The organism is Sphingobium aquiterrae (assembly GCF_037154135.1).
GTDB classification, from domain to species: Bacteria; Pseudomonadota; Alphaproteobacteria; order Sphingomonadales; family Sphingomonadaceae; genus Sphingobium; species Sphingobium aquiterrae.
The window spans coordinates 1-26328 of sequence record NZ_JBANFL010000021.1; the positions used below are offsets into that span (position 1 = coordinate 1).

Genomic DNA, 26328 nt, shown 5'->3' on the forward strand with positions numbered 1-26328 from the left:
GCCCTTCACCGACACCCCAACAACCGATTCTCATCTTGATTGTCGCTACGCTCGCATCCTGTCAGTCGCCGCGCATCGGAACCCTGCTTGCTCTCAAGGACGCACGTCACCGCTGATCGGCTTCAGGGATTCCGTCTCGCACGTCACCGCTCGGCATCTCTTCCGCCGCAAGCAGGTTTCTACGCACCCGCGCGCATTCCCGACACCGATGCTTCGTGATCGCGGAACGATCATCCCAAACCCACTGCACTCTTAACCGGCAAGGATATTCCCATGGCAGATCACATCCGGTCCGAACACCTTGCGTTGCTGGCACAGGCTAAAGCAGCGCTAGCACCTCATGCAAATGGATCGAGCGACGTTGCGGCGATCATAGCGGATCTCGACGTCGCCATTTCAAGGATCAGCCAGACTCCGGTCCCCTGGTCCATTCCGATCCATGTCGCGCTGATCGGCCATGGGCAGGGAACCAGCCTCGTCGCTGCGGTCAGTCATGAGGGGCTGCTGGCCCAAGTCGCGGTCTATTGCCGATCGCAATGGAGTGAGATCAATGAAGACCGCGATCCCGCGCAGCTCGATCCGGCGATCGTGGTGCGGGATTATTTCAATCGCCATCCGGAAGACCGTCTTGTCAGTCATATGGAATGGGTCGATCCCGACCTTGGCTATGATGCCGACAAGCTTGAGATGGGCAACTATCTAGCCTTATCCTCATCCCATATTTCATGGCCAACGACGCTGAGGCTCGACGAATGGCTGACGCGCGATCCCTCTGATCGCCCCATCAGTATCGCTGATACCCATTATGGCTGGTTTATCGCCACCCTCCCGTCTTCGATTGATAATGAGGCGGAACTCCCGGGCGATCTTCTTGATGTCCTGGCATTCGCGCAAAACAAAGGTTGCAGCTACCTGGTCCTGGACCGTGATGCCCCCGCTTCGGATCGGCTTCCATGTTTTGAGTGGTGACCGTCTGCTTGGAGAAAAGGGGGAGGGGTTGAGGTGAGCGTGAAGATGCGCTCGGTCCTCAGGAGAAATCCCCATGTCCTACGACATAGCCTTTCGACACCAGCAGGCTCTGGATCCCTCGGCACTGACCACGCTGCCCAACTCCCTCTACGCGCTCAACGCCGCCATTGAGGACTGCCGAAATGCGGGATGTGCTCATGAGAGCGATCCCGCGGTAATTCTGCTCGCGCGCCATCTTGGTGCCATCGCCAGCCAGATCGATCGTCCCAACATCGAACTGCGTCGTTCCTGCATGGATGCTATCGCCGATCTTCGGCGCAAGCCTGCCCTGATCGCGTTGGCCCACAAAGGTGTCGCCTATGACGAGCGCGCCAAGAAGCTATTCCATTCGGACGGTAGGAAGGCGTTGCGGGCGCTTGCCGACGCACTGGGCCTCGCCGAGGATAGCTACTCCCTAACGTCGCAACGCGGGGGTGTCGCCGTCTCGGGCGAGGTCACGCTTCACGGTGAAAATATCTACGTCCAGCTCAGTCTCGGTTGCATGGGCGCAGGCCGCGAGGTGATGTTCCGCAAGGTCACCGGCCGCAAAGACTATGTCGGCGATCGCAACCACTGGGCTTCAGTTCACGATCTGGTCCTTCAACCGGCGCGATTTGCCACGCGCATCCGCCGCGAACTGCATCTTCCCCAATCGGATGCCGCCGCAAGCCGACTGGTTGCCTGAGGGAGACCCGCCATGGAAATCATTGTCACCCGTTCCCGCATCGCGGGGACGCTGCCCCACTATGAATATCGCGCTCTCGTTTCCGCCGACGCCATCGACGAGGTGCGGCGCAAGCGGGTCTGCGTCATCAAGGCGCCTGCCGTTGCCGGTCGTGTTCCCTGCCTTCGCATCGCTCCGGTTATCGCGCCGGATCGCTATTTTGAACTGAACTCCGCAGCGCGCGACGCTTTGGGACTACGGCTCGGCGCGCTCGCAAGGCGCATCGAGACACTGATCGTGCGGATCATCTTCCCGGAAATGACCGCCGACTTTCTCCGCCCGGTCTTCACGCTCGATCATGATCCGGGTGATGCCTGTACCATGACGGATATTGACGATCTGACCGGAGCATATGATCGCCTCGGACCGATCTTCGATATCCTGACCGCCTTCGATCTTGGTCTCCGCCAGGATTGCGATCGGCGCGCGGCATGACATCGCCCAGGACCTGAAAGGAATTCCTCCATGCCTGAGACTTCCGCTCCCGCCCTGGCGCTCGAAACCGCGGCCTGCCTCTGGGAAGCCGTGCTGGACCTGCGGGACAATCCGGTCGGCAATCCCGACACTATGGAGCTTGCACTACATATTCGCGCCTCCTTTGAGGCGGCCGGCACCGCCACCATGCGAATGATCGTTATTGGGTGGACCGATGCTGTCGACGCGGCCTGGACCAAGATTGCCGACGATTATCTCATGAGTTTCGATTGGGATTTCGTGCCTGGCTGGATTGTCCGCCACATCGACTGGTCCGAACCCGGCCATCCGGCCATCAAGCAGAACTCCGCCAATCAATAGGCGAGGTCCGTTTCCCTGATCCACATTGCGATCCGGGGAGGCCGCGCAACCGACACAGCCTGTCAGACAACCACCCAACCGCTCCGGCCGCACTGCGGAACGGGCGAAGGAGAATTGTGCATATGAGCGTTATCGGACACAATCACATCCGCAAGGTCGAAAACTTTGATGCCTATGAGGTTCTCGCCCATCCGCTTCCCTCCCGAGACGATCGCGTATTTCGGCGCGATGAACCCGAAGGCTCGAAGGTGTCGATCACCTATGCATCGCACGATGTCAGGATAGCACGACCGACCGGTATCGGCAGCAAGGGCCGAATGGCCATCTTGATGCATCACGGACGCGGTCGCTTCGCGATCGAGTTTTACGAGAGTGCGTTACCGATTGCTGCGGCACTTCTCAGCCTTCCGGAGCGCGAGCAATACGCTCTGGCTTATGCGATTTTTGAACAGGCCGACGAATGCGCCGATGGCGCTCGCGCAGCCGAAGCGAGGCGCTGGGCCGACGCATTTGCGGACGGCCGCATTCGCAAACGTCGCAGTGGCGGGAAGCGCTATGTCCATATCGAAACCCCTGCCGAGAAGGCGATACGACTTTCCTGATCGCCATTGAGGCCCTGGAGCCTCGTTTGGACCCGTTTTCGTCGTCCGGCACTCCCTGAACCCACCGACCCATCTCAGGCACCGATCCCACCTCGGTGTCGCGCATCACCTGTCCCCTGCGCACAGGGCAGGGGCATCGAAAGGATGTTCCATGACCAGCTTCACCGCAACCTACAGCCCTGAGGATAACAAGATCCGCATCTACGCATCGTCACGCCTCGACCCCGAAACCTATGCGCGGGTCAAGGAAGCAGGCTTCAAATGGGCGCCGCGGCAGGAACTTTTCGTTGCTCCCAAGTGGACCCCGGCGCGTGAGGACCTGGCCGTCGAACTGGCCGGTGAAATCGATGCGGAAGAGATGACACTTGCCGAGCGTGCAGCCGTCAAGGCCGAAAGACTCGATGAGCTGGCACACAAGCGGCACCGTCAAGCCAACGCCTTCGCACGCCGCGCCGACGAACTTTCACAGGCATTCTATGGGGGGCAACCTATTCTTGTCGGCCATCACAGCGAGCGTCAGGCGCGCAAGACGCAGGAACGGATGCATTCAGCCTCGACCGCCGCCGTCAAAGCCGAAAAGGCCGCAAACTACTGGCTCGGTCGCGCCAGCGATGTGGAGCATTTCGCCAACATGAAAGGCGATCCGCGTGTCCGCGCCAACCGGATCAAAACCCTGTTGGTGGAACTGCGCGATCTGCAGCGCGGAATCAACGCGGCATATGCGGCGCTGGCGATCTGGGAAAAGCTCACGACCGATGAGCAGATACGCCACGCGCTCGGCAACATGGATGCCCGCGAAACATGGTCGAACTATGATCTCTACCACAAGGTCCATAAAGGCGAGATCGCGCCGGCTGACGCCAGGCAAATGTGCATCAATGGTGCATCCCGCGCGGCTTACGGTCCCACGCGCCGACGCTGGATCGAGCATGTTTTGAACCGACTGGCCTTCGAGCGCTCCATGCTGGGCGATGTGCCCCGTTATGACGGGGATCTCACGCCAGTCATCATCCAGGCCTTCACCCGCGAACATGGGGCCGAGAGCCCGAAATGCACCGCAACCGATCCAGGATATTTCCAGCTCGAGAGCCCGGTCCCGCTTCCGGCGCATATCGCATCGGAAACCATGCTCGTGCTGAACGACGACGGGTGGCGCGATCTCATGCAGGCGGTCGGCTACATCGTGCCTGGGAAAAAGGCGCGCCGTGTCTCGGCCAAGCCGGAAGGGATGCCGTTGGTCAACCCATCGCGGGAGCAGGCCGAGCGTCTCCAGACGATCTGGAATCTGCGCATGGCTGCCTCCTGCAGGGGCAAGGGGCACACCGCCAAGTCCGCGGAGGTGTATTCGACGACGCAGGCCACCTATTCCGCCAATTCAAAGGGAGATTATGCCCCTTTCAAGACAGTGGAAATCGCGGCGGATGGCAGCCGCATACGCATGGAGTGGCAGAAACATGTGCGTGTGCGGTCCGGCGAACCGGTCGCCCGCATCCGGGTCTCAACGATCGGCGGTGAATTCTACAAGCCCGATGCGGTGGTTGTCCTCAGCGACAAGCCTAGCAAACCCCTGCCGATCGACCTCGATACCCTCGAAGCGGAAGCGCGCCGGGTAGCGATTGAAGAGGAGGTCGGAGCATGAAGCGCAGCGTTTACACGCGCCCCGACAAGCCGCTGCGTATCGCCGTGAAGGCTCGGAGCGATTTTGCGAAGGTTGAAATCGCGTCCACGCCCGAGATCATCGCCATCGATAAATTCACGGAATGTCATGTGACGCCGCCAGAGGTCGCGGCACGCATGGTGCGCTATCTCGGCGAGGTCGGCGACTATCTCACCCTGGAGCCGAGCGCCGGGACGGGCAGCCTCTCCCGTGCCCTGATCGAAAGCGGGCACAGCCCGTGCGAGCTCGTGCAGGTCGAGCGCCATACCAAGCTTCTGGCGCCGCTCTACCAATTTGGAACCGTGATCAATCGCTGTTTCCTCGAATATTCGGCGGAGGTTCGAGGGAAGGTGGAATTCGCGCGCGTCATCATGAATCCGCCCTTCAGTCAGGTTCGCAGACATATAGCCGCAGCCCTCGACCTGATGGGACCGCATGGGCATTTGGAGGCCCCGACGCTTGTTGCGCTGGTGCCTGTCACCTTCGAGACCGTCGGCATGGAAACGCTTGAACATCTCACCGACGATACCTTCGCGACGGCGAGAGTGCGGACCAAGATCATTCGCATTCGGACAGGGGCAACCCTGCATCGCGATAAGACCGGGAGCATCGACAAATGGACACACTGATTTCGTTCTCGATCCAGCTCAAGATCGGATCGTTCGCCGATGAGCCTCCGACACCGACGCAGACCGATCTCGACTATATCGCTCGCTCGATCCGTGATGCGGTCGAACATTATCGCGCCAATGAAGGGCTGACCGATGAGGACTCGTCCATATGGGTGCAGAACGTCACGAGCGTGATCGCAGAGACGGGCTGAACCGATGTGCATGAGGGAAGGGGGAGGAGAGGGGGGCGACATAGGTGTCGCGGCAATCCCAGAGGCTCAAATGACATTTCCCAGCACCATTCACACTATGGTCGGTCAGTCCCTTCTCACGAAAATCGGAAGATTTTTCAATGGAAGTGTTCAGGATGTTCTGACTGAAACCATCCAGAATAGCAGGCGTGCCGGCGCGACCCGAATCGATATTTCCAGAGGTGGGGCGAGCGACACTCCTATACTATATATTCGTGACGATGGGCGCGGAATTTCCGATCCAACCAAATTTCTGACGCTCGGTGATTCCGGATGGAGCGAGAGCATCGCCCGGTCCGAAGACCCAGCCGGGATGGGCGTATTCAGCCTCGCTGGTCGCAACGTCACCGTGCGTTCCTATGCCGCAGAACTCTCGGCGGCCTGGCAGGTCACGATCACGCCCGATGCGTGGGAAAGCGGCAAACTGCTCGATCTTGTTCCTTCCTCGATCGCCAAGGGCACCGAAATCGAGATCGATCTGCCCGCAAGCTGGGCCAGCGCTCTCGAACAGGCAGTGAAAAATGCCGCACGCTTTTGCCCTGTTCCCATCTATTTCTGCGGGAACCGGATGCCCCATGAAGACTTCCTTCGCGATGCGGTTCGGGTCGAGGAATGGAACGGCTGCCGCATCGGCATCTTCGACGCCAAACATGATCTGCCACGCGAACTGGTTCGAATGAACTTTCATGGTTTGACAGTGCCGTGCCGGTTGCCGCATGTTCAAGATGCGGATGGTGGTCTTGGCTGGTGTGCCAAGGTCGATATCGTTGACGCACCTACGCTTCAACTCGTGCTGCCGGCTCGCAAGGAGGTCGTGCAAAATGCTGCGTTCAATGCGCTGCATGATGCCTGCGAGGAGGCAATCTACCGCACTGTCGCCCGCGAGGGCCACCACCGGCTCTCTCATGCCCATTGGCTGCGAGCGAAGGCCCTGGGCGTATCCCTGCCCGAAGCAGCACCCTGGCTTTCGCGATGGGTGCCACGCACCGCAGAAACGGACAATGCTCTTCTGGGTGACCGGGTGGCGGGTGGGCGAATGATCCTTATGCCGACGGACGAGCCCTATATCGAGCAGTGTGTCGGCCGCGCCATTGCTTCAAAGCCGTTGCTCGGTGCAACGCCCGTCGATCCCGTCCCCGAGTTCGTGGGATACAGCTGGTATGACGCACTGCCGCGTGTGCTGGGTTGGTCCTTTCGGGTCCAACAGGGTAACGGTGATATCTTCGACTATGCTGCGGATGTGCAGCTACCGCAGGGCGTGACGTCCGGCCCGGTCGACGCGATCACCCTCGAGATCGCCGTGCAGGAAGCGGGCAGCTCCGACGAACCCGCGGAGGTTATCGCATTGCCCGCCGATCTCCTGATCGTTCCCGGCGATTGCTGGACCGATCTCGAAGAGGTCGCCATCCTGCTCACGCCCGACTGCACAATCGAGCCTGGGGACCTCGCATCCCTTCTCGAACGCGCCTGTTTTTACGCCAGTGACGATTGCGACACCGACAGTTACGAAACGCAGCAGGCTGCCTTCGAAATGCAGGCGCGCTTTACCGCCAATCTGCTGCTGCTTGGCGAAGATACCGCGATCATCCAGCGTGTCCACGAGGCAATGCGTCAACATGTTTCCTGGTTGATCCCCAAGGACCGGGCGATCACCGTGCGCGCCGTCAACTATCAGGTCGAAGCCGCTTTTGCGGACAATGACGACGCACCCGCAGTAGTCGCTGCCGAATAATCCACGCTTCATCGAACCATGACCGGGCCGGCGTCCTGTACGCCGCGCCTGGTCGTGCCTGCCAAGGATGCACCTATGAATAACGATCAATTCGACACGCTGGTCGATGATGCGACCCATGCGGTCAACAACCTCATACCCGACAAATATCTGGAGCCTTTGGGCGACAGCGCACGCAGCGGCCTGCTCGTCTCGATCAACGATGCTCTGACCGGAATTCTGCGCGACATTATCGATGTTGATGAAGGCAATGGTACGCGGGCCTGCACGATCGCCGGAATGATTTCGGAACTGGTCGAAACCCATATTGGCAAAATTGACGAAGGTGGTGAGGCCGCTGACGATCGTCCGCCCCATGTGATCTCCGAGGTTCATGGCACCAGCGCGAATATCGACAGCATCGCCAGTTGTGACGTCGAGGGGGCAACACAAATCTATCTCGTGCTCGACGATGGCACGGCGTTTCGCATCACCGTGGAAGCCGTGACCCTATGATCGAAATGCATATGGCCCTCCGCGCCCTGCGCCGAATGGCGCTTGCTTCCACCCAGGGGGACCTGGACGCTGCCAGACTGGATGCAGCGGACGTTCTGGACCAGGCCGGTTGGGAGAAATCCGCACGCCACGTCATAGACTGCATCGGCGTTCCGGTCGCCCCCGCCAATGGCGAGGAAATCGCATCGGAATAGGGCACCGTTCCGATCCGTCTCCCCGGTCCCATCATCCCGCCGCATCCCCACCATATCTTAGATGGAGGACATCATGACCTCATTGTCTGCCCTCAGAAACAAGCTTTGCCGGTTCGAGCATGCGTACGCCTGCGCAGTCCAGCTCCGAAAGGCGACCGGCCGCAACCAGTTCGTCGTTCGGACCGACAATCCGCTCCAGCCGTTCCGCGTCTCCGAAACCATGCCGGCAGACGACGAACACCTGCTCGTCCGTGTGGCCTGACCTTCCAGCAACCAACCCGCCGGCACCACTCGGCGGGCCGTAAGCGCGCACCTCACTTAGACCGCCCGCTGAGCGTGGAGACACTCTGCGCGTCTCACCGATAAGGAATCCTACCATGTCCAGAAAGACCGACAACGGGCAGACTCTGCCCGACCCGTTGCTGCGCGCGACGCATCGCTACGGCTTCTACAAATCCAGCGAAGACCTCCATGTGAACGTCGAGGTTCTCGAGGCCCATGATGAAACGTGCCTGACCCTGACGCTTGTAGCCGCTACCGAAGGCTGGGACTCTCTCGGTAAACAATATCTCTACGGGCTTGTGGCTCTTCGCCTGTCTGAAGACTGGACCATCCTGTCGTCGGGCGAACGCTATTATGTGCTCACCCCGCCGCAGCCGAAGGAGAACCCGCCCGACGTCAAGCCTGTCTGCTCTCGATGCGGAAGTGATCGCGTCGTGCGCGATGCCTGCGTCCGATGGAGCCAGATCACCCGCGGATGGGTGCTGGTCGACGTACATGAATGCACATTCTGCGAGGCCTGCGAGGCGGAGGGTGATGACCTCCTCCATTGGGCAGCGAACGATGCGTCACAGCCGCCGGAAGCAGAGCAATGACCGGCCCCAATGGAACGCACGTGCCACCTTCGGAGGACGTGCGGCGGTCGCCGCCAGAGATAGAACTGCGCTGGCGCGACGAGAACTATGGTTCGGTCTACGCGGTTGCCGCCTTTCGCAACTATGCAGGCACCTTCGCGTGGAGCGAGCGTACGCACCAGCGTTTCCGGGGGTGCCTCAAACGAGCGGGCTTCGAATTCCATCATGGCCGCTGCTCTTACATCGCGAAATCGGGGGACCGGGCGGACCGCAAGCGAGCATTGTGCGACGAACTTGCCGCCGCTGGTTTCAAGATCATTCATGGCGATGTGCGGAACCAGACGTGATTGTCGCTCGCCCGCCCGCATGGGCCCATCGTCTGCGCTCCCTTGAAGGGCGTCTGCTCGCCGTCTGTTTCGGTGCCGGCGTGGATTCCACCGCAATGCTCATTGCGCTCTATCTGGCGGGTATCCGGCCCCAGATTATCACATTTGCCGATGTCGGCGGCGAAAAACCGGAAACCCTCGTTCACCTTGTACGAATGAACGCGGTCCTGGCATCATGGGGTTGGCCACCGATCGACATCTGCCGGAAAGTCACGCTCGCCTCGACAAGCTACGACGATCTTTATGGAAATTGTATTGCGAATGAGACCTTGCCATCTCTGGCTTTTGGCAAAAAGACATGTTCCCAAAAATATAAACAGACACCACAGGACCAATTCATCAAGGGTGCGCGCTCGGGGCCGAATGCCCGGTTACCGCACCCCGTGTGGGAAGAGGCCCAGCGTACAGGGCAACGGATCGTCAAACTGATCGGCTATGATTGTGGGCGCGCCGACATGAGACGATCCCAGAAGTTGCTCAATGCGGATGCTGATTTTGATTTCTCCTATCCGCTGCAACTTCTTGGCTGGATACGCGAGGATTGCATTGATATCATCAAGCAGGTTCTAGGTTCTTCTTATGTTCCTATTAAATCTGCGTGTTTTTTCTGTCCTGCCTCGAAAATTTGGGAGCTATACTGGCTGGCCGCACATCACCCGGATCTTCTCGACCGAGCCCTCCTGCTTGAGCGCAATGCCCTCACGGGACGCCATAGCCGTTTTGACGAGATCGAATTCGGAGCCACCTGGGAAGAGCTTGTGAGCAATGCAGACCGCTTTCCAAGTTCGAACACGACGGTCGGCCTGGGGCGGAACTTTGCATGGAACCAATGGGCAAGGGTCAATGACGTCGTTGACGAAGCGTTTCGCGTTCGACGCAGCGAGGCCGCTCGATCACACTTTCGTATCCGCGCCGCCCAGCTTCGCAAATCCGACAATGCGAATGATGCCCGGGCCATATCAGGCGTGCCCTTGGCGGCCGCAGCCTGAGTGTCGGTAACGGTCGGCTTCCGTTGGAACGGCGTCGGCGTATCGAGAAAGCGGACGCCTGCCTGCATGCCAACAGGCTTCTCTCGAAATGGAGGAAGGAGGGAAGGGGAGTGGTGGTTCACTTCGGAGTTCTCTTGTCATGCTCAAGGCTAACAACCCACCGCCCGATGCGCCGCGAACGTCTCCGGTCTTCGTCTCTGGCTCGCTTTCCATCCAACAGCTTCCCGATCGCGTAAAGCAGCGACTTCAAATCATCGTAGAGCGTGAACTCCCGGTTCTGATCGGCGATGCCCATGGTGCGGACGCGGCCATCCAGCGGTGCATTTTCGACTATGGCGCGCGCGATGTGACGGTCTTTTGCGGGGGAACGAAGCCCCGGCACAATATCGGGGGATGGCCGGTGAAGCGAGTGCGAGCCGATGCTCCTACGTGGACGCGCGCGTTCCACAGCGCCAAGGACAAGGAGATGGCCAGCCTTGCCGGGGCAGGCTTCGTTATCTGGGATGGAACCAGCCAGGGCAGTCGCGCCAACATCCGGCGGCTGTGCGAACGCCGGCGCTATGTTGTCGTCTATCTCCACGCCCAAGGACGCTTCATCACTCTGGCGACCGATACCGAGCGGACAGACTTCCTGAAATCCCGCCTCGCCAGCTGACGTTTCGCCTACCAGCTGAATTGGCTGAAGCCCCCAACGGAGCCTCGCGCTGTGCGGCCCTGCCGCACGGGCGTCTGCGCCATCGCATGCATTGCAAGGATCAAGGCCATGCCCGAAATCATGGAAATCGCCACGTATCGCCTCGCGGAACTGGAAGAACGCGCGAAGGAAACTGCCCGGAACTGGTATCGTGAAAACGGTCTCGATTATGAATGGCATGATGCTGCGTTCGACGATTTTGAACAGGTCTGCGACATCCTCGGGATCAGCCTCAAGACCAATATAGTGCGCCTCTACGGGGGCAGGACACGCAGCGAGCCGCGTATCTACTTCACAGGCTTTTGGAACCAGGGCGATGGCGCCTCCTACGAGGCGGTATATTCCTATGCGAAGGGCGCACACCGTCACATTCGCGAACACGCGCCCCTGAGCACCGAGCTTCACCGTATCGCCGATGTGCTGCGGGATGTGCAGCGGCGCAATTTTTATCAGCTCAGCGCCAATGTCTCTCATCGCGGCCGCTACTATCACGAATACAGCATGACGATTTCCGTTGAACGGGATGGTCCCTGCCAGGACGTGTCGGCAGATACCGAAGAAACAATCGCACAAGCGCTGCGTGATCTCGCCTGCTGGCTCTATGACCGCCTTCGCTGCGAATATGAGTATCTCAGTTCAGACGAAGCGATCGATAGCGACATTTGCGCCAACGATTACAGGTTTACCGCTACCGGGCGTCGCTCAGTCTGTCTCGAATAGCCCGTTCCGTGGTGCGATCAGCCATGAAAGGAGGAGGGACAATGACCGGGACCATCCGATTGTCCGCCAGCGATATCCGGCAAATACGCGAGGTGGCAGAGCGCATTGCCCGCCGTGATAGTTCCGCCGCCCGGTTCGCGATCGAGATCGCCGAACGCGTCAGTCTTGTAACGGGCGATGCTGCCCTCAATGTCCTCGCGATCAGCGATGACCCCGATTGGGCAGACACCGACCTCAACACAACATTCCCCTGGTCGCGCATCCGTGAGCGTCACGCGCTGAAGGAAGGGCGGGCCCTGTTCGACCTCTACATCTACGAGCGGCCCGTCGTCAGGGAGACCGGCGATCTTGTCTGCTGCGTTCAGGTCGAGCTGGATGCCAATGGGCTTGCCGCCATCCACGCCGACAGCACGATGCATATCTGGCGCCGGCCGGATCCGCCCAGTGATCTTCCCCTCAACCCGATGCTATGATCGCGATCGACCTTGATTGCGCAGCAGCCCATCATCAGGATATCCGCCATGCGCTTGTCAGATGAATTGGCCGCCCAACGGCGGTTTTATGCCATGCCATTGATCACTGCCCCCTCGGTGATGGTCATCGACATTCCGCAAAATCTTGCCGGGGCAGGCCTTGCGCTTGGTCGCTATTATATCGTGATAGTCGAAGCTAATGAGGAACTCGCCGAGTTCGAAGCCTTCCTTGCTGCGGACCGTGTGGCCCTGCGACCGCCTGACCTTCTCGATCGAAGGCCCAGCCAGCGCGAAGCGGGCGCAATCGGTTTCTTTGAGTTCGCGCCTCCGGAACCGGGCTGGCCATGGATCCTGCTGTGCCACTGGCCGCGGAACTTTACGGGGCTGTTCGACACCGATCCGAGTGCTCTGGCACGCGGTGCCTATTCGATGGAAGCCTTTCAGGACCGGGATGCCCTCCAGTCGATGCTAAAGGCGCATATCGCGGTGTTCGGAGATTTGGCGAGTGTGCGAACCGTCCCCTCGCTGTCCGGGGTAATTGGGCGAGCATAGCAGGGCACGCATTCACGCTGCCAAATTGCACTGGCTGCGGTTCAGGATGTTTCCAGCAGCCGCTCTTTTGCCAGATCCAGTGCATGCGACAACCGCATCGCCACAACCTGATCTTCCGGGTCAACGAGGATAGCGAGTGCCTCCTCCATCAACTCGATCGCCTTTTCCAGCCCCGACACTTCCTTTGTCATGACCGTTTCCCTCCGTAAATTCCGGCTCAGTCGGCGGGCATCCTCCATAAGAAGGATGCCGGCCCCTGAGCCGGACGGTCGAAACGCGAGAATAGACGCGCGCGCCTGCATCTTTAGCCGAACAGCCTGGACATACACACAGGCCATCCGGCCGCAAAAGCCTTGCAGCCGACTCTATTCCTACGGAGTTTCGACGCTCCGGCCCGCCACCGGCGAACACCAACCCTCTAACCCGATTGGTATCTACTGCCAACCGCTTCATGGGATTGTCACGAGGGGCGACCGGAATTCAGATGTTCGCCTGGTGGACCACCTCAGCGGGTGGACTGGCGCGCACCAACCACTGGCCGATACATATCGGCGCGGCCCTGCATCACGCCCGCCAGCCATACAAGATGACTTGCGGCATCGGCGAGCGGCAACAGGGACACCGCGTCAAACAGCCGGCGCTGATAAGGAGCATCCCGGTCGAGAACCCCGGCCAGACGTTCGCGCGCCGGACTGTTCGGATCGCTGATACCCGCATTGGCTTCGCGGGCCGCCTCCAGAAAGGTCTCGGCCAGTTCTTGGGTTTCATAATATCCGCTGTCGAGACCTTCCCCTAGGGCCAGCGCTGCAATCTCGCTGCGCATGTCCGGCAGATCGGGATCATTGACGGCATCGATCAGGGGCAAGTTGAAATCGAAACCGGCAAGAAAATCGTCGATCATGGGGAATATCCTTTCTGATCGCATTGAAACATATAGAGAACAGAATTGCAACTCTGAAATCCATCGTCCATGATATGGCATGACTACGAATCTCTGTTTCCAGCTCTTTCCTGTATCGTCCGCAAGGGCGCCTCGTTGCACCAGCAGGATCGCAGTGTGACCATGACGGTCGTTCCCCTGCGTCTGCGCGGCGTGTTGCATACCAATGAGCGTGGCTTTCTTCTGGAAGCGGAGGATGGTCATGTCTGGCGGATTGAGGGTGCCGAGGCCTATGCCGCCCTGGTGGACCAAGCCGTGATCGTCGAGGCCTATAAGCGCGGTGTGAACCTTCTCGAATTGCTTTGGGCGGGACCGGCCAGCTGACCGATTGCTCCCTTGCAACAGAAGCCAGAGCAACCGGGTAGGGCGAATGCCCGCCAGGGGCGGGCACCGGGCTCTATCTCCGCTTCGCTCCGACCAAGCCCCCTTCAGGGTCTTGGCTGCTGACGCAGTAACGATCCCTTTCGCGAGCAAGCGTCAAAGCCCTGCATATCCGTAAGCGTCCGGCTTGGGGCAGCGTTGCTGCGGCCCTCGGCGGGGCGCCTCGGTCCGCAATCACCGTCGGGTGAGGTCTTTCATCGCATCCAAAGCCACCTCCGCAGTGTCTCGGCGTGCCACGGGTGGTCCGGGGATACAAGGGCTGCCTCCGGTCAAGAAGTTCTAGGAGATAAGGGGCCTGCCGACGAAACTGCCTGTTTCAAAGGTGTCGGCAGGCCCCTTATCTCCAAGAACTTCTAAAGACCGCAGCGCGACGTCCCTTGCATCCCCGGACCACCCGCGGCCCTTGAGCCCCGGCGAAGGCGGCTCCGGATGCGATGAAAGACAGGCACCGTCTCACCCTCCGTCGATCAATAAGGAATGGCTTCGCCATGCTTTTCTTTGATTGGCCGCTACCGCGTCCGAATTTTTGGCTCAGGCTCACCAGACACGATGAAAATCTGTCAAGAAAACAATGATGTATCGGAAAAAAGGGGGAGGGGGTAAAGTAATTGTGCGGATGGGGATTGTCCCCGGAAGCGATTTTCTTGGAGTATAGGCAATGAATATCGGTGAATTTGGTTTGAAGAATGGCCGCATCATCGGCTGGATTGCAACCCGCACAATCGACATGGCGAAACTTGGATTGCGTGAAGTCGAGAGCCAGAACGAACTCGCGCCCAATTATGAAGTTGTCGCTTTCAACGGCAATCGCTGGGTGCAGGTCGGCGCACTTTGGGAAGCCGTCGCCAAGAAGACCGGCGAAATCTTCCTGCAAGGCAATATCGACGATCCCAGCATGGCCGAACCCTTGCCCATCGCGCTTTTTGGGTCGGTCGAGGAAGGCTATCGCGTCGCATGGCGCAGGCCCGAACGCCGCGATGACTTCGGCCCCGCCGTCCGCACCTCCCGCGATAATGGCAATCCCGGAAACGGCGGCGAATATGGTTTCGGAGGCAGCACCGCCGACGAGAACGGCGGACTGACGCGCGAAAACAACGCCGCCGAACTGGACGATGAAGTCGCGTTCTAGGCGCTAGGCCAAGACGGGCCGGGGGAGCGGTGGAACGCTTCCCCGGACCCTGACCGATCATCGAGCATCAGGAGTCACACCCATGAGCAAGCAATCAGCTAAGAAAGTCGTTAACACATTCGCGGACCTTTCGGAACTTTACGCCGAGGAAACCGCAACCCCAGAATTTGAAGCGTCGTTTGGCGATCCTATCCCGCTTTCCATCATCGAATATGGAGACCAGCCGGGCGAGCATGATATGCCCGAACCCTTCGCCGCGCAGAAGGTTTGCGGCGAACTCATTACGTCCCTTTTCCTGCTACTGGACGACACCCGGCTTAGCCCGCTGGCCCCCGATATTGCTTGGGGGATCGTGAACAGCTTTCATTTCGTCGCCGGAACACAGGAACGGCGGGAGGACCGTCTAGCCGATAAAATCCGCGAAATGGCGCGCAACATGGAGTCGGGCGAAGTCTTCAACAAGGAACTGGAAGACGCCCAGTTGCAATGCCAGTCGCTTGCCGAACAGCGCGCCGCCATCGAGGCAATGCGCGACTATGCCGCCGCCATGTATCGCGCTTGCTGGCGTCGCGCATGGGGGCCGACCAAAGGCAGCAAGGCGTCATCCGTCACGACCGCAAGCTATATCAGCGCGCTGGACTTCCTGCGAGAGCGCGCCCTTGCCAAGCGCGAGAAGCACCAGCCGCAAGGCCCCGTTGTCATCTTCTCCGGTCCCGCCATCTGGGATGAATGGGAACCGCTTTGGGCCAAGTTAAGCGAAATCAAAGCCCGCATCCCGCATATGACGCTTGTCACCACCGGACAGCGCAAGGGGGCGGACGCCATCGCAGCAGCATGGGCCGCACGGGAAGGCGTCCCCGTGGTCGCCTACGGCCTTTATGGGGGCGGCAAGAAACCGGCCTTCACCCGTAACAAGAAGCTGGCCGAGCTTGAGCCGGTGGAAGCCGTCTTGTGTGAAGGTTCAGGCATCCAAGCCAATCTTTATCAGACCATGCGGAAACAGGGCGTTCCCATTCACGCCTTCGCATGGCCGAAGGATAAGCCCAAGCCCCAGCGCTCGAACAGCATCGACACCTATCGGGCGGAGGATAGTTTCGGGCAACCGCAAGACACATTCAGGCGAGCGCGCCGCGCCGCCTGATACACGATAGCGCGGCGCTTCCCCCAAAACGCCGCGCTATCCATCACCACAGCAGACCCGCCAACCCCCCAAGGCTGGCGCGCTTTCGCGCGTCGGCCTTTTTTCGTGCCGCCGGACGCCGCCGCGCCTGACGGCGCGGCGGCGAGGGGAAGAAAAAAAAGGGAGCAGGCCGACAGGCTCATGCCCCCACGGACGGACCTGGCGTTGCGCTGCCATCCCTCTTTTCGGACAGTGGCGCGGTTGGCGCTTTCCCCGGACGGGCAGCATCAGACGGTAACGTCGCCCCCTTCAACGCCCCCAATGCAGCAGCACCACCCAGCCGCAGCACATGGCCCAGCACGTCCCTAAATTCGCGCTCGCTCAGTTGCTCGACCGGCAGCGCCGTCACTATGCCCGCATAGCGATCGCGCAGCTTCTGGCGCGCTGCGACAATCTCACCCGCTATCTTCTTTTCCCGCTCGACCAGATCGGCGAGCCTATCGCGTTCCGACATCTTCGGCATGACCAGTTTCCTTCTCTCAAGGCTGGCCCGCTCGTCACGCGATCCTTGTCGCACAGGCGCACCGACGCCACAAGCGACCCCGCCGCCATGCGCGGCAAAATCCCCCCACATCGACCCAGCCGCCAAGGGTGCGCCCGGCAGCGGAGGAGCAGACGCAGCGACGCCGTCGCTGCGGGCAAGCGACGCACGCGCTTCGCGGTTTGTAATGCACCGTACGCACGGGTGCTGAGGCCGGAAACCCCAGTAAAAACAATTGGTTATTCTGTCTGACGTGTCGGACAAAATCGACATTATGTGTCGGACACCTGTGACGCCGCAATATCGGACCGCCAAAAATCCCAGCATTACCGCGCCCTTGCACTGTCTGACGCGTCAGACAGGCTGATTTTCTTGAGCTTTCCTTCAAGGCCGGCTATACTGCCAGGCGCTTCAAGACCGCCCTGGCGAAGCTCCATCAGGAGCTACCGCCTTGGCGCGTATCACCATCCGTATCGAGGACGAGCTGCTCGACCGTCTAAGCCGCCGTGCGCGGCGCGTCGGCGTCACTGTCTCCGAACTCGTCAGACCCGCACTCGAGCATGCCGCCGATAGCCGTGCGGGCTATGTCTTCACCTCGCAGGACGAGATCCTCGCCGGTGTCCTGCAGACGATGTCGATCGTCGCGGCGGCGGTGCGGAAGCGCTCACCCGAGACGCTTGAGCAAGGCATGGCCGATGCCCGTGCGCTGCTCCACGAAAAGGGCCTGCTGGCACCGGGGGAACTGCCATGATCGCGGGTGCGCAATCCCCCGCCGTCATGGTCCGGGCGCTCCGCTATTCCCCCCACCACGGCACATCGCGATCCGCGGTCAGTCCCCGTTGGGGGAGGGCCGTTCGATGAGCATCTTCCGCAATGACACGCTGGGAAGCTGGACCCGCGGCGGCCAGGCCATCGTCCACAATGTCCGGATGACCACCCAGGTCTTCTTCCAGACCTTTCTTGCCGGGCTGGCTCTTTGGGTGATCGGCACCGGCTGGTATGCCTTCGAGAAGTCGAACGAGTATCAGCGCTTCGTCCTGGTCAAACTGGTCGAGGCAACTTTCAAAGTTGATGCCGCTCCGGGCACGAACGACCCCGTGCTGTTTCGCACTCCGGAAGGGCGCCAATACTGGACCTCGGCCGATGCGCTGCTGGAGTCCGGCGTGGTCAAGCAGGCGCTCCTCAAGCTCGAAACCGATCTCATCCACGGGGCGCTGCTTGCGGGCTTGTTCGCCCTCGCGGCCCTGGCCTGGGCCTGGTTCTATTTCACCCGAACCGGGAAAGGCCTCGGGTCCAACGAGTATCTGCGCGGCGCCCGCTTCGGAACCGTGGCGCAGGTCCGCCGGGCACTCTGGCGTCAGAAAAAGGGATGCCTCGCCATCGGCGGCGTCGCCGTGCCGGATGCTTTCGAACCCGAACATATCCTGCTGGTCGGTGCGCCGGGAACGGGCAAGACCAACGCCATCATCACCATGCTCGCGGGGATCCGCAAACAGGGCAAGCGTGCCATCGTCTATGACACAGCCGGGTCCTTCGTGGAGAAATTCTATCGACCGGGACGCGACATATTGTTGAACCCGCTCGATGAGCGCACCGCCATTTGGAGTCCCTGGGTCGATGTCCCCAAGGAATATCATTACGACCAGATCGCGGAATCCACGATCCCCGACAAGCATGGTGATCCGTTCTGGAGCAAAGCGGCGAGGGGTACGCTGGTCGCGGTTCTGCGGAAGCTCGCGCGGCAGCAGCACACCCTGATCTCGGTCCTGCTCGATCGGGTGCTTCGTTCTCCGCTCACCGACCTCGCCGCCTTTGTGAAGGGGACCGATGCGGCCGCTTTCATTTCCACGGAAGGGGAGCGCACGTCGGCGGGCATCCAGGCTGAGCTTGCCTCGGTCATGCGCAGCTTCTCCTATCTTGACGATACCGAAGATGGCTTCTCGATCCGGCGTTGGGTGGAGAATGAGGAAGACGACAGCTGGCTCTTCATCACCGTAAAGGCCGACCAGCTTCCCTCGCTCCGTCCCCTCATCACGGTCTGGCTCGACATCGCGATCAGCGCGATCATGAGCCTCACCCCCGATCGCGACCGGCGTCTTTACTGCGTCATCGACGAGCTGCCGACCCTCCAGAAACTTCCCAGCCTTTCCGACTTTCTGGCTCGTGCGCGCAAATATGGGGGCTGCGGCGTTCTCGGATTTCAGTCCTATCCGCAACTCGAAGCCACCTACGGAATTCAGGATGCGGCCGCTATCACCGGCTATTGCTCCACCTGGGTGGCACTACGGGCAAACGACACCACCACCGCCAAACATGTCTCGGAAAATCTCGGCCAGGTCGAACAGGTCGAGGCCAACGAGGGTATGTCCTATGGCGTGAACGATATGCGTGATGGGGTGAACCTCTCGCGGATGCAGGTGACCCGCCCGCTGGTGATGCACACGGAGGTCACCAACCTTCCCAACTTTTCCGGCTATCTCCGGTTCGGCCGGAACCTGCCGGTGGTGCGGTTCACCGATCGCTATAACGCGCTGCCCACGGTCGCTCAGGCTTTCATCGAACGCACCGAAGCCCCGAAACGCCTCCCCCAGGGCAAGACCATCATCACCCAGGCCCGCGCCGCCCGTCACGCGGCACAGGCGGCCGCAGAGCAGGCACGGGCAGGGGGCAACACGCCGCCGCCATCCTCCTCCCCGTCCTCGGCTCCTCCCACCCAGGGCGACTTGTTCGGCAAGGAGAAAACCCCACCCACGACTGAACCTATCGAACCGCAGACGTCCGAAGATGAAGCGGAAGGAGTGGAAGCTCTTGGACCGGCGGTACCCGATGTCCCGGATAGCAATGGTGACTTCGCAACTGGCGACATGGACCCCGACAGCGAGCCGATGACCGCGACGCCGGTCACTTTGCTCGGCGCGTCTCGGGGCAGCGTTCGGGTTGCACTCGCCAGCCATGACCGCGCCGACGGCGCTCGCGAGCAGGCGAAACCGGCATGATCCATCCCCGCCGTCTCAAAGGGACCGCCGCCAACATCAGCCGATATTACACGATCGGGGATTACTATACCAAGGGCGGGGACGAACCATCCGAATGGGGCGGACGCATCGCCGCCGACCTGGGTCTGTCGGGTCGGGTCGATCCCAAGCAGTTCGAAGAGCTTCTCGCCGGCAAGGTGGGTGACCAGCAGCTCGGTCGCCGTCGCAAGGAAGGCATCCAGCATCATCCCGGCTGGGACTTCACCATCAGCGCGCCCAAGTCGATTTCGATCCTGGCGCTGGTGACCGGCGACGAGCGGATTCTCGCCGCGCACGAGCGAGCGGTCGGGGTCGCGCTTGCCTATGCCGAAGAACATGCCGAACTCCGCCGCCGGGTAGAGGGCGAGATCGTCCATGAGACGACAGGCCGGCTGCTGTTCGCGCGCTTCACAGAACATGCGAGCCGCGAGGGCGACCCTCATCTGCATACCCATGTCGTCGTTCTCAATATGACCAATCATCTCAATGGCGACCGGATGTCGAGCCTTGAGACGCGCTCGATGTATGCCGAGCAGATCGTCATGGGCCAAATATATCGCAACGAGATAGCCCGTGACGTGCGCGAGTTGGGGCACGAGGTTGTGTTCGATCCGCGCAAGGGCCTGTTCGAGGTCGAGGGTATACCCGGCCAGCTTATCCGTGACTATTCGCAGCGCGCCGAACAGATCAACGTCCATGCCGCCGAACACGGCTACGAGGGACAGGCCATGCGCCGCGTCTCTTTCTTTGCGACGCGCAAGGCCAAGGAGAAGATCGGGCTCGAAGAGCTTCGTACGCAATGGCGCTCACGCGCCGAGCCTTATCGTGAACCTCTCGACCAGGTTCTCGCGGATGCCGAAGCGCGCGGCGAAAGAACGATCGCGATCAACCCTAATGTCGCCCGCCGCGCGACCCTGTTTGGGATCCGACAAAGCGAGACGCGCGAGGCGGTCAACAATATCGGCCGCCTCTATCGGACCGCACTCGCGTCCCATGTCGGCGAAGTTCGGTTCGCAGACATACGTCCGCTGTTCGAAGCACAGGAGGAAAGTCACAAGCTCCTTAAGACGGTGCGCCAGACCGGTGATCAGCCGCTCCCACGAGGACGTACCTCGCGGCGCACGGCAAAGCTCGAATTGGCTCTATCCGAGCATCTCTCGCTCGCCATGGGTGACGTGTCGCCTGCTGCCACTCGGGAGCGTCTGGCCGAGGCGGCGAGCGCGATCGGCTTGACCCGGGCGCAAACCGAGGCGCTGGAAGCCATCGGCACCGGGCGGAATCGGCTTGTCGCAGTCCACGGCGTGGGAGGCGCGGGTAAGTCGACCCTGGTGCGCGGCCTTGTCGAGGCAACACGTTCCGATCATATCACCATCGCGCTGGCGCCAACCTCCTCTGCAGCAGCCGACCTGGGGGGAAAGGCCGGCATCGAATCCCGGACCGTGGCCTCGCTTTTGGCAAGCGGCGGATATGGCATTACCGACAAGCACATCCTGGCCCTTGACGAGGCAGGCCAGCTTTCCAACCGCCAGGCTCTGCGCATGCTGGAGATCAGCAGGGCGACCGGCGCCCGCCTGATCTTTCTTGGTGACAATAAGCAAACAGGGGCGATCGAGCAGGGCAAGGCATTCTGGCTGATGCAGCGCCTGGGTCTCCCGACCAGTCACCTGACCGAGTCCATCCGGCAAAAAACCGATGAGATGAAGGAGGCGGTCACTCTCGCGCGGAAAGGGGACTACGCCGCATCGCTCGCCAGCCTCGACCGCGTGACGACCGCGGAGAGCGCTGAGAAGCTCGCCAAGGACATGGTGGCCGAGTGGACGCATCTCAAGCCATCTACCCGCGCCGGCACCAACATCCTGGTTCTCGATAACGCCACGAGGCTGATCGTCAACAGCCACATCCGGGAGGTGTTGAAGCGCGAGGGGGCGGTTGCGGCTCAGGATCACCGGCTCGAAGTGCTGACCCCTGCGGGTATGTCCGATCAGGAGAAGCAAGTCGCGCGCTTCTATAGCGCCGGCCAGGTTCTGAAGTTCGCAAGGGACAATGCAGGGCTGGGGATTGCGCGTGACACCGAATATCGCGTTGTTTCAATCGGCCGCAACGGACAAGGTCGTCAGGTCGTACGCATCGTCGATGAGAATGGGCGACAGATCGACTGGAATCCGCGACTTGGTAAGGCCGCGCACGTCAACGTCTTCTTAAACGAGGAACGCAAGCTCGCACAGGGCGACCGTATCCAGTGGCGTCTCGTCAACAAGGACATCGAGGTCAAGAACGCCGAACGTGGCACCGTCCTGGCACTCGAGGGAACCGTGGCGACGATCCGGTGGGATCGCGGCGCGCGTATCCAGAATGTCGACTTGTCGGAGCATCGGACCTGGGACCATGGCTATGCCGAAACGGTATATTCCGCCCAATCGAAAACCTACGACCGCGTCTACGTCCTCGCACCGGTGGAATCCGGCCTGGTCAATGGGCAGAATTACTACACCGCGATCACGCGAGCCGAATTTGGCGTCAAGCTCTGGACGGAAAACGTCGCTCGTCTCGCGAGTAAGCTTGCCGCGAATTCAGGCGAAAAAACCTCGTCACTTGAAGCGCTCAATCGGCTGAAACTCGATAGTCATCGACAGCGCGGCGCCCGTCATAAGGACAGGCATGATCGCTCCCGCGAGGAGAATGCTCGCGATCGCGACGCCCGCAAAGCCGAACGTGAACAACGAGAGCGCGAACGCCAGCAACCAGAGCGTGCTGACCGAGGACCGCGCGGCATCGGTGGTATTCTTGCGGGCCGCGCTCAAGAGAGTGCCGCGCTGGTCGATCGCTTCCTGCGCGGTACGATCGAGCGCGATCGCGCCCGCACATCGACAGAGCAAGAGCACAGCGTCGCTCCTGAGCCTGTCCCCCAATCCCAGCCACAGCCTCAACCTCAATCCGATCATGACCATGGCGGCCATGGGGGCGGGCACGACCGATAGGAGAAACCCATGGACTTCGTTCTGCTCGCGGTGCTTTTCGCTCTGTTACTGGCATTTCTGCTCAGGCACTACCGTATCCCCATTCGCCATCGCTGGCGCCGCCGTCAGGCGCGAACCATGTGCGAGCAGTTGCGTGGTCCCGATCGTGACCAGCCAGCCGGGCTGCATTATGCTCGGCTTCGGGCGATGGACCCACTGGCGTTCGAGGAATTGTTGCTCGAAGCCTTCGAGCAGCGTGGACATCGTGTGATCCGCAATCACCGCTACACCGGCGACGGCGGCGTCGATGGTGAAGTCGTCATTGATGGTGAGCGCTGGCTGATCCAGGCGAAACGCTATCGCGAAACCATCCGTCCAGAGCATGTCCGTGACTTCGCCATGCTCTGCGCCACCAGAAGGCGACGGGGTATGTTCATCCACACTGGCCGCACCGGTGGGATCAGCCGCACGGTTGCCCTTGGTGCCGACGGAATTGAGATCGTGTCGGGGCAGCGATTGCTCGCCCTGCTGACGGGAGCGCCTTTCCAGCCCGGCGGTTTCCCACCGCTCCGCAGCGTTGGTAATGACCGTACCGAATTGCGCGATCGGGCGCCGTTATGAGGATGCGTAACTCCTGCGTCGGCCGCCCACCGCATCCCAAACTGACGATTGCGATAGTGGCGATGCTCTGCGGAGCGCTCATCTCCGCTCCCGCATCGGCAAAGCGGAGTTCTTCCGGTGAGGCACTGGAGATTGCCCGCTGCATCCGTATCGCCGCACGCGGCCATGGGTGGCTTGAGAAGACGCTCTGGGGCCTGCGCGAGCAAGAAGCCGGCTGGCTGGGGGCTGAGGTTGCCAATACCAATGGCACCCATGATCTGGGGCCGTTGCAAATCAACAGCTGGTGGGTGCCGCGCATTGCCCGGCTGGTCGGCAAGCCCGAACATCATGTCAGGCATTGGTTGCGATACGATGCATGCTTCAATGCCGAAGCGGCGCGCTGGATCTTCCTGTCCGGGCTGAGATCGACCGGCAATTATTGGAAAGCGGTCGGCGTCTACCATAGTCCCACTGCCTGGAGGCAACTGGCCTATGCAGAAAAGGTGGCCGGTCACATGCGCGCCAGGTTTGGCCCAAACGTGTTTGAGCCTGAAAGCGCGGAGGGAAGGAGGTAGGTGGACGGGGAGGCGTGGTGAGAGGCAGCAGGCATTCGCTCTTTGAATTCACTCCCATGAACGAGAATATTCATGGTCGCGGAACAGCTCGGGTAAGCCGGAAACCTGCTTGAAACGGACAACCTCGTCGGCGTCCATGCCAAGATTGCGCTCGACATCCTTTTCGCTCCATCCTGCACGCAGCAAGGCGACGACAATATCGGTCATGGATGGAACCGCGTGGACGCCGCGAGCGCGATTGTGCCGGATAGTCGCGGCGATGCGCTCAGCTCTTCCCGCCTGCGCTAGTCGGATCGAAACGATCGGCAAATAGCCATGAATGCGTTCGCGGATGCGTTTGGATTTGCCGACCCGCTGGCGGTGAAAGCCATCCACGACGATGTGGTGATCGTCTTCCACATGGGAAACGATAGGCTGTGTGAAGCCGTCTGCATCGATCGACCGCTCCAGCAATGCCATTTCGGGTGGCGCTACGGTATTCGGGTTGTAGTCGTTGCCTTCGACCGTTTCGGCCGGAACCCATTGCACGCAATCGACGGGTTGGTCGGCGAACGGGCTATGCGTATGGAGCTGGCGTCGCAGCTGGTTGAGCGCTTCAACCCGTCGTGCGAGCGGCAGCTTTTCCAATTCGCAAAACAGGGCTTCAGCCTGCTGCACGATTAGCGCGACCTGCGGCATGCGCGTTCCTTCTCAATGTTACCCAGGACCCCCGGGTGGAATGGGTGATGAAGCCATAGCGTGCGAGTTGCTCGACGCATGTTTGCGGCACGGTCGCCCAGCTTTCGGCGCCATGGTCATCGATGCAGGCCAGCACGGCCGTGCGTAAAGCACGAAACAGGCCATGGCCGCGCACATCGGGACAGACATAGCCGTAGCGAATTCGGAAAATTCCCGCTTGTTGCTCGATACCAACGAAGCCGAGGATCTCTGAGCTTGGCGTGCGGCGCACGACGAACCACCGATAGCCGGCGCCATCGTTGAGCGGATAGCCGCCGCAGTCCTTCCGAACAGTCGCGCTGGCGAAGAAGCGTCCCATGACTGAAAAAAAGGCGGCCTCATCGTCTTCAGAGCGCATCTCGGTGATTTCAAAGTTGTCGAGGGTGATCATCGACTACCGCGGTGCGTCAGAGCCAGAGTGTCGATATCACGCCGTGCAAATCCGAACGAGAGCGAGCGCGCCATGTCCTGCTTGAGGAGCGATAGTGCGACGCGGCGCCATGATGGCTGCTGTTTGCGGTTCTCGAGTTTTGGATCGCCCACGTCCGGCCAGGAGGACAGCGGATAGCCGTGAACAGCCCACCAGTCGATAAAACGCTGGATACGGCGCTCATACACGCTGCGTAAGGTCTCCGGCATGCTCTTGAGCAGGAAATCACTATATTGCCGCCAGGTCGCGAAAGTCGGGGGCAGACCGAGGCCGCCCCGGTAGCCCAGAAAGCGCTGGCGGCTGTAGCGGGCGGCGTAGTTCGCACCAGCAACGCGCTTGACGACCCGGAACCAGGTTTCCGGCTCCAGTTGATGAAAGAGATCGAGACCCTTGCGCTGATCGTCACCATAAGGCTGGCAGATCCGCATCTGGGAAAAGGCAACGCCTGCCTTGTGCATCTGGTCGTAGAGACGATTATAGGCGCATCCCCGGTCCGCGACATAGCGCCAGAGATCATCGAATTTCCAATCATAGATCGGAAAGAAGGTGACGGCGTCGCCCCCGGCAAGGTCACGGGCGCTCCACTGCACCGGGACGCCTGTCCGGGGCGAGCGCCAGGCGCTTTTCTTGACGCGGGCGCGACGTTTGACGGCCAGATAACGGTTCAGCGATTCATCCGAGCGAATGCCTACCAGAAAAGCCGTGGGAATCCCGTCCGCGAGCCACTCGTTGAACGCGGGTATGAACTCCTCGAATTCCATGCGGTATTTGTAGAACGGGAAATAGCTTTGATCGCGGATAACCGAGCGATGCTCCGGCATCGGGCGAATCCAGTCTGCTTCGCGCTCCGGTTCCCAAGAACACCAATAGGGTTCCTCCAGGCTGGAGGCATTTCGCAGGTTGATTGGCAGGCAAATCCACCATGGCCGGACATCGTCACGGTCGAACATCTCGATCACATGGTCGATAGTGAACTGATACTGCCCTTCGAGATCTACGAAGAGAACATCGACCGGAGTGCGTCCCAGCTCGTGAGCGACCTCCAGCGCCAGATGAAGCGTGACCGAACTGTCCTTGCCGCCGGAAAAAGCCACGCACACGCGCTCGAAATGACTGAACACGAGACGCATCCGTGCCTTCGCGGCCTCATAGACATTTGTCTCATGATAGGTTTTGCCTGCCATGCG

33 protein-coding genes are annotated in these 26328 nt (G+C 60.7%); 27 read left to right on the plus strand and 6 right to left on the minus strand.

Annotated elements, in window-relative coordinates:
* Nucleotides 1-273 precede the first annotated feature (273 nt).
* From WFP78_RS19190 to WFP78_RS19280, 19 genes are all read left to right on the plus strand, one after another.
* Nucleotides 274-969: a DUF5983 family protein gene (locus tag WFP78_RS19190; RefSeq protein ID WP_336965885.1), complete on the plus strand. Its 696-nt coding sequence runs from the start codon at nt 274-276 to the stop codon at nt 967-969.
* A 73-nt stretch (nt 970-1042) separates the two neighbouring features.
* Entirely contained in the window at nt 1043-1693 is a 651-nt protein-coding gene (locus WFP78_RS19195; RefSeq protein ID WP_336965887.1) for a hypothetical protein, read from the plus strand.
* Nucleotides 1694-1705: 12 nt separating this feature from the next.
* Entirely contained in the window at nt 1706-2167 is a 462-nt protein-coding gene (locus WFP78_RS19200; RefSeq protein WP_336965889.1) for a hypothetical protein, read from the plus strand.
* A 30-nt stretch (nt 2168-2197) separates the two neighbouring features.
* Complete coding sequence (locus tag WFP78_RS19205) at nt 2198-2527, plus strand: hypothetical protein (protein ID WP_336965891.1); 330 nt, start codon at nt 2198-2200, stop codon at nt 2525-2527.
* Between the two features lie 122 nt (nt 2528-2649).
* A complete protein-coding gene (locus tag WFP78_RS19210; protein ID WP_336965893.1) occupies nt 2650-3129 on the plus strand; it encodes a hypothetical protein in 480 nt (159 codons plus the stop codon).
* Nucleotides 3130-3280: 151 nt separating this feature from the next.
* Nucleotides 3281-4768 carry a DUF3560 domain-containing protein gene (locus tag WFP78_RS19215; protein WP_336965894.1) on the plus strand — a complete coding sequence of 496 codons (1488 nt, stop codon included), beginning with the start codon at nt 3281-3283 and terminating at the stop codon, nt 4766-4768.
* Entirely contained in the window at nt 4765-5415 is a 651-nt protein-coding gene (locus tag WFP78_RS19220) for a methyltransferase type 11 (RefSeq protein WP_336965895.1), read from the plus strand. The genes WFP78_RS19215 and WFP78_RS19220 overlap by 4 nt, the downstream gene beginning before the upstream one ends.
* Nucleotides 5403-5609 carry a hypothetical protein gene (locus WFP78_RS19225; RefSeq protein WP_004211498.1) on the plus strand — a complete coding sequence of 69 codons (207 nt, stop codon included), beginning with the start codon at nt 5403-5405 and terminating at the stop codon, nt 5607-5609. Before WFP78_RS19220 ends, WFP78_RS19225 begins: the two co-directional genes overlap by 13 nt.
* Before the next feature lie 70 nt (nt 5610-5679).
* Nucleotides 5680-7380 (plus strand): ATP-binding protein, encoded by a 1701-nt coding sequence (locus WFP78_RS19230; RefSeq protein ID WP_336965898.1) that lies wholly within the window; start codon nt 5680-5682, stop codon nt 7378-7380.
* Nucleotides 7381-7455: 75 nt separating this feature from the next.
* The gene (locus tag WFP78_RS19235) at nt 7456-7875 is read left to right on the plus strand and encodes a hypothetical protein (protein WP_004211500.1); all 420 of its coding nucleotides are present in this window, start codon (nt 7456-7458) and stop codon (nt 7873-7875) included.
* Between the two features lie 11 nt (nt 7876-7886).
* Complete coding sequence (locus WFP78_RS19240; RefSeq protein WP_336965900.1) at nt 7887-8069, plus strand: hypothetical protein; 183 nt, start codon at nt 7887-7889, stop codon at nt 8067-8069.
* Nucleotides 8070-8142: 73 nt separating this feature from the next.
* A complete protein-coding gene (locus tag WFP78_RS19245) occupies nt 8143-8331 on the plus strand; it encodes a hypothetical protein (protein ID WP_336965901.1) in 189 nt (62 codons plus the stop codon).
* A gap of 115 nt (nt 8332-8446) precedes the next feature.
* On the plus strand, nt 8447-8944 hold the full coding sequence (locus WFP78_RS19250; protein ID WP_336965903.1) for a hypothetical protein: 498 nt from the start codon (nt 8447-8449) through the stop codon (nt 8942-8944).
* Nucleotides 8941-9270 (plus strand): hypothetical protein, encoded by a 330-nt coding sequence (locus WFP78_RS19255; RefSeq protein ID WP_257010996.1) that lies wholly within the window; start codon nt 8941-8943, stop codon nt 9268-9270. The genes WFP78_RS19250 and WFP78_RS19255 overlap by 4 nt, the downstream gene beginning before the upstream one ends.
* On the plus strand, nt 9267-10298 hold the full coding sequence (locus WFP78_RS19260; protein WP_336965905.1) for a hypothetical protein: 1032 nt from the start codon (nt 9267-9269) through the stop codon (nt 10296-10298). Before WFP78_RS19255 ends, WFP78_RS19260 begins: the two co-directional genes overlap by 4 nt.
* Nucleotides 10299-10437: 139 nt before the next feature.
* A complete protein-coding gene (locus tag WFP78_RS19265) occupies nt 10438-10953 on the plus strand; it encodes a hypothetical protein (RefSeq protein ID WP_336965906.1) in 516 nt (171 codons plus the stop codon).
* 108 nt (nt 10954-11061) lie between these two features.
* On the plus strand, nt 11062-11712 hold the full coding sequence (locus WFP78_RS19270) for an antitoxin of toxin-antitoxin stability system (RefSeq protein WP_336965908.1): 651 nt from the start codon (nt 11062-11064) through the stop codon (nt 11710-11712).
* Between the two features lie 41 nt (nt 11713-11753).
* On the plus strand, nt 11754-12185 hold the full coding sequence (locus tag WFP78_RS19275) for a hypothetical protein (RefSeq protein ID WP_336965909.1): 432 nt from the start codon (nt 11754-11756) through the stop codon (nt 12183-12185).
* A 48-nt stretch (nt 12186-12233) separates the two neighbouring features.
* Complete coding sequence (locus WFP78_RS19280; protein WP_336965910.1) at nt 12234-12737, plus strand: hypothetical protein; 504 nt, start codon at nt 12234-12236, stop codon at nt 12735-12737.
* 41 nt (nt 12738-12778) lie between these two features.
* On the opposite strand, the gene WFP78_RS19285 is transcribed toward WFP78_RS19280, so the two are convergent.
* The gene (locus WFP78_RS19285) at nt 12779-12928 is read right to left on the minus strand and encodes a hypothetical protein (RefSeq protein WP_004211517.1); all 150 of its coding nucleotides are present in this window, start codon (nt 12926-12928) and stop codon (nt 12779-12781) included.
* 314 nt (nt 12929-13242) lie between these two features.
* A complete protein-coding gene (locus WFP78_RS19290) occupies nt 13243-13638 on the minus strand; it encodes a hypothetical protein (protein ID WP_336965912.1) in 396 nt (131 codons plus the stop codon).
* Between the two features lie 162 nt (nt 13639-13800).
* On the opposite strand from WFP78_RS19290, the gene WFP78_RS19295 reads away from it, so the two are divergent.
* From WFP78_RS19295 to WFP78_RS19305, 3 genes are all read left to right on the plus strand, one after another.
* A complete protein-coding gene (locus tag WFP78_RS19295) occupies nt 13801-14001 on the plus strand; it encodes a DUF5818 domain-containing protein (RefSeq protein WP_336965974.1) in 201 nt (66 codons plus the stop codon).
* Nucleotides 14002-14716: 715 nt separating this feature from the next.
* Nucleotides 14717-15187 (plus strand): DUF736 domain-containing protein, encoded by a 471-nt coding sequence (locus WFP78_RS19300; RefSeq protein WP_336965914.1) that lies wholly within the window; start codon nt 14717-14719, stop codon nt 15185-15187.
* A gap of 82 nt (nt 15188-15269) precedes the next feature.
* On the plus strand, nt 15270-16328 hold the full coding sequence (locus WFP78_RS19305; protein ID WP_336965916.1) for an SLOG family protein: 1059 nt from the start codon (nt 15270-15272) through the stop codon (nt 16326-16328).
* Nucleotides 16329-16506: 178 nt separating this feature from the next.
* Here WFP78_RS19305 and WFP78_RS19310 read toward each other — a convergent pair whose 3' ends face one another.
* Nucleotides 16507-16830 (minus strand): hypothetical protein, encoded by a 324-nt coding sequence (locus WFP78_RS19310; protein ID WP_336965918.1) that lies wholly within the window; start codon nt 16828-16830, stop codon nt 16507-16509.
* Between the two features lie 469 nt (nt 16831-17299).
* On the opposite strand from WFP78_RS19310, the gene WFP78_RS19315 reads away from it, so the two are divergent.
* The 5 genes from WFP78_RS19315 (at nt 17300) to WFP78_RS19335 (ending at nt 23994) form a co-directional block, all read left to right on the plus strand.
* A complete protein-coding gene (locus WFP78_RS19315; RefSeq protein ID WP_004211530.1) occupies nt 17300-17599 on the plus strand; it encodes a ribbon-helix-helix domain-containing protein in 300 nt (99 codons plus the stop codon).
* 106 nt (nt 17600-17705) lie between these two features.
* Nucleotides 17706-19844, plus strand: coding sequence for a type IV secretion system DNA-binding domain-containing protein (locus WFP78_RS19320; RefSeq protein WP_336965921.1), 2139 nt, complete (start codon nt 17706-17708; stop codon nt 19842-19844).
* Nucleotides 19841-22840 carry a MobF family relaxase gene (gene mobF / locus WFP78_RS19325; protein WP_336965923.1) on the plus strand — a complete coding sequence of 1000 codons (3000 nt, stop codon included), beginning with the start codon at nt 19841-19843 and terminating at the stop codon, nt 22838-22840. The genes WFP78_RS19320 and mobF overlap by 4 nt, the downstream gene beginning before the upstream one ends.
* Before the next feature lie 9 nt (nt 22841-22849).
* Nucleotides 22850-23440, plus strand: a complete 591-nt coding sequence (locus WFP78_RS19330; RefSeq protein WP_336965925.1) for a restriction endonuclease — start codon at nt 22850-22852, stop codon at nt 23438-23440.
* Nucleotides 23437-23994: a lytic transglycosylase domain-containing protein gene (locus tag WFP78_RS19335; RefSeq protein WP_336965927.1), complete on the plus strand. Its 558-nt coding sequence runs from the start codon at nt 23437-23439 to the stop codon at nt 23992-23994. Before WFP78_RS19330 ends, WFP78_RS19335 begins: the two co-directional genes overlap by 4 nt.
* A gap of 48 nt (nt 23995-24042) precedes the next feature.
* Here WFP78_RS19335 and WFP78_RS19340 read toward each other — a convergent pair whose 3' ends face one another.
* Genes WFP78_RS19340 through WFP78_RS19350 form a run of 3 tightly spaced genes read right to left on the minus strand, consistent with a single transcriptional unit; the run spans nt 24043 to nt 26325 of the window.
* Nucleotides 24043-24672, minus strand: coding sequence for an IbrB-like domain-containing protein (locus WFP78_RS19340; protein ID WP_336965928.1), 630 nt, complete (start codon nt 24670-24672; stop codon nt 24043-24045).
* Nucleotides 24638-25102 (minus strand): hypothetical protein, encoded by a 465-nt coding sequence (locus WFP78_RS19345; protein ID WP_336965930.1) that lies wholly within the window; start codon nt 25100-25102, stop codon nt 24638-24640. The genes WFP78_RS19340 and WFP78_RS19345 overlap by 35 nt, the downstream gene beginning before the upstream one ends.
* Entirely contained in the window at nt 25099-26325 is a 1227-nt protein-coding gene (locus WFP78_RS19350; protein WP_336965931.1) for a DUF3440 domain-containing protein, read from the minus strand. Before WFP78_RS19350 ends, WFP78_RS19345 begins: the two co-directional genes overlap by 4 nt.
* Nucleotides 26326-26328 lie beyond the last annotated feature (3 nt).

What these genes read in the sequence shown, in the direction of transcription:
- WFP78_RS19310 (WP_336965918.1), bottom strand. Translation starts at nt 16,830, where the DNA reads ATGCCGAAGATGTCGGAACGCGATAGGCTCGCCGATCTGGTCGAGCGG.
- mobF (WP_336965923.1), top strand. Translation starts at nt 19,841, where the DNA reads ATGATCCATCCCCGCCGTCTCAAAGGGACCGCCGCCAACATCAGCCGA.
- WFP78_RS19290 (WP_336965912.1), bottom strand. Translation starts at nt 13,638, where the DNA reads ATGATCGACGATTTTCTTGCCGGTTTCGATTTCAACTTGCCCCTGATC.
- WFP78_RS19235 (WP_004211500.1), top strand. Translation starts at nt 7,456, where the DNA reads ATGAATAACGATCAATTCGACACGCTGGTCGATGATGCGACCCATGCG.
- WFP78_RS19320 (WP_336965921.1), top strand. Translation starts at nt 17,706, where the DNA reads ATGAGCATCTTCCGCAATGACACGCTGGGAAGCTGGACCCGCGGCGGC.
- WFP78_RS19230 (WP_336965898.1), top strand. Translation starts at nt 5,680, where the DNA reads ATGACATTTCCCAGCACCATTCACACTATGGTCGGTCAGTCCCTTCTC.
- WFP78_RS19280 (WP_336965910.1), top strand. Translation starts at nt 12,234, where the DNA reads ATGCGCTTGTCAGATGAATTGGCCGCCCAACGGCGGTTTTATGCCATG.
- WFP78_RS19340 (WP_336965928.1), bottom strand. Translation starts at nt 24,672, where the DNA reads ATGCCGCAGGTCGCGCTAATCGTGCAGCAGGCTGAAGCCCTGTTTTGC.
- WFP78_RS19245 (WP_336965901.1), top strand. Translation starts at nt 8,143, where the DNA reads ATGACCTCATTGTCTGCCCTCAGAAACAAGCTTTGCCGGTTCGAGCAT.
- WFP78_RS19330 (WP_336965925.1), top strand. Translation starts at nt 22,850, where the DNA reads ATGGACTTCGTTCTGCTCGCGGTGCTTTTCGCTCTGTTACTGGCATTT.
- WFP78_RS19265 (WP_336965906.1), top strand. Translation starts at nt 10,438, where the DNA reads ATGCTCAAGGCTAACAACCCACCGCCCGATGCGCCGCGAACGTCTCCG.
- WFP78_RS19335 (WP_336965927.1), top strand. Translation starts at nt 23,437, where the DNA reads ATGAGGATGCGTAACTCCTGCGTCGGCCGCCCACCGCATCCCAAACTG.
- WFP78_RS19270 (WP_336965908.1), top strand. Translation starts at nt 11,062, where the DNA reads ATGCCCGAAATCATGGAAATCGCCACGTATCGCCTCGCGGAACTGGAA.
- WFP78_RS19350 (WP_336965931.1), bottom strand. Translation starts at nt 26,325, where the DNA reads ATGGCAGGCAAAACCTATCATGAGACAAATGTCTATGAGGCCGCGAAG.
- WFP78_RS19240 (WP_336965900.1), top strand. Translation starts at nt 7,887, where the DNA reads ATGGCCCTCCGCGCCCTGCGCCGAATGGCGCTTGCTTCCACCCAGGGG.
- WFP78_RS19300 (WP_336965914.1), top strand. Translation starts at nt 14,717, where the DNA reads ATGAATATCGGTGAATTTGGTTTGAAGAATGGCCGCATCATCGGCTGG.
- WFP78_RS19200 (WP_336965889.1), top strand. Translation starts at nt 1,706, where the DNA reads ATGGAAATCATTGTCACCCGTTCCCGCATCGCGGGGACGCTGCCCCAC.
- WFP78_RS19225 (WP_004211498.1), top strand. Translation starts at nt 5,403, where the DNA reads ATGGACACACTGATTTCGTTCTCGATCCAGCTCAAGATCGGATCGTTC.
- WFP78_RS19195 (WP_336965887.1), top strand. Translation starts at nt 1,043, where the DNA reads ATGTCCTACGACATAGCCTTTCGACACCAGCAGGCTCTGGATCCCTCG.
- WFP78_RS19190 (WP_336965885.1), top strand. Translation starts at nt 274, where the DNA reads ATGGCAGATCACATCCGGTCCGAACACCTTGCGTTGCTGGCACAGGCT.
- WFP78_RS19215 (WP_336965894.1), top strand. Translation starts at nt 3,281, where the DNA reads ATGACCAGCTTCACCGCAACCTACAGCCCTGAGGATAACAAGATCCGC.
- WFP78_RS19345 (WP_336965930.1), bottom strand. Translation starts at nt 25,102, where the DNA reads ATGATCACCCTCGACAACTTTGAAATCACCGAGATGCGCTCTGAAGAC.
- WFP78_RS19220 (WP_336965895.1), top strand. Translation starts at nt 4,765, where the DNA reads ATGAAGCGCAGCGTTTACACGCGCCCCGACAAGCCGCTGCGTATCGCC.
- WFP78_RS19305 (WP_336965916.1), top strand. Translation starts at nt 15,270, where the DNA reads ATGAGCAAGCAATCAGCTAAGAAAGTCGTTAACACATTCGCGGACCTT.
- WFP78_RS19255 (WP_257010996.1), top strand. Translation starts at nt 8,941, where the DNA reads ATGACCGGCCCCAATGGAACGCACGTGCCACCTTCGGAGGACGTGCGG.
- WFP78_RS19295 (WP_336965974.1), top strand. Translation starts at nt 13,801, where the DNA reads ATGACGGTCGTTCCCCTGCGTCTGCGCGGCGTGTTGCATACCAATGAG.
- WFP78_RS19210 (WP_336965893.1), top strand. Translation starts at nt 2,650, where the DNA reads ATGAGCGTTATCGGACACAATCACATCCGCAAGGTCGAAAACTTTGAT.
- WFP78_RS19275 (WP_336965909.1), top strand. Translation starts at nt 11,754, where the DNA reads ATGACCGGGACCATCCGATTGTCCGCCAGCGATATCCGGCAAATACGC.
- WFP78_RS19205 (WP_336965891.1), top strand. Translation starts at nt 2,198, where the DNA reads ATGCCTGAGACTTCCGCTCCCGCCCTGGCGCTCGAAACCGCGGCCTGC.
- WFP78_RS19250 (WP_336965903.1), top strand. Translation starts at nt 8,447, where the DNA reads ATGTCCAGAAAGACCGACAACGGGCAGACTCTGCCCGACCCGTTGCTG.
- WFP78_RS19285 (WP_004211517.1), bottom strand. Translation starts at nt 12,928, where the DNA reads ATGACAAAGGAAGTGTCGGGGCTGGAAAAGGCGATCGAGTTGATGGAG.